At 42.1% G+C, this 749-nt stretch carries 2 tRNA genes and 1 rRNA gene; all 3 read left to right on the top strand.

Features of this window, described 5'->3' with window-relative positions:
- The first annotated feature begins 45 nt into the window (after positions 1 to 45).
- Positions 46 to 122: transfer RNA gene (locus JMW90_RS13455), tRNA-Ile, on the top strand.
- Between the two features lie 94 nt (positions 123 to 216).
- Positions 217 to 292 (top strand) — tRNA-Ala (locus JMW90_RS13450).
- Positions 293 to 656: 364 nt separating this feature from the next.
- Positions 657 to 749 (top strand): 23S ribosomal RNA (locus JMW90_RS13445); the annotation flags it as partial.

Raw genomic sequence — 749 nt, 5'->3', positions numbered from 1 at the left:
TTAGCTAGTATTTATTATTAGCGCTTTGCCTTTACAGGCAGACACAGGCCTGTAGCTCAGCTGGTTAGAGCACCGTGTTGATAACGCGGGGGTCGGCAGTTCAAGTCTGCCCAGGCCTACCATTATTAAGCGGTAAAGCGACCCATTAGCAATTTGCCTTTAAGCAAATTACTCTTGCGAAGCTAACAAAGCAGTGCTTTGTTTAAACGCTTCTCAGGGGCCATAGCTCAGTTGGTAGAGCACCTGCCTTGCACGCAGGAGGTCAACGGTTCGACTCCGTTTGGCTCCACCATAATAAATACGACAATAGAATATTTAAAGAGTATAAATAGAAACGAATGATTCAGATATAGATAACTATATCATACGATTATTTCTTTCTGTTTTATACAGAACTTATGACTCGACGAGAGCGTAAGAACTATTTAAAAACATAGATATGAGTCTGGGTTAGGAAGCGCGTGTTCACGCGCACTTCTTAACCTTAGTAATTAGCTCCTTAACGACATCAGTTGTTATCCCAGGGGTTGATTACTAAAAAGTAATAAGAGAACTGAATCAAGCGTATAAAATTAGGTGATATCGTTATCATAATTAGGCTTTATGACACTTTGAAGTCAAGACTTATTTAAAGTCGAGACTACTTGGGGTTGTATGGTCAAGTAATGAAGCGCACATGGTGGATGCCTTGGCAGTCAGAGGCGATGAAAGACGTGACAGCCTGCGATAAGCTTCGGGGAGGCGGCAAT

It is taken from the genome of Psychrobacter glacincola (assembly GCF_904846215.1).
Taxonomy (GTDB): domain Bacteria; phylum Pseudomonadota; class Gammaproteobacteria; order Pseudomonadales; family Moraxellaceae; genus Psychrobacter; species Psychrobacter glacincola.
This window is presented reverse-complemented; position numbering and strand designations above follow the sequence as displayed.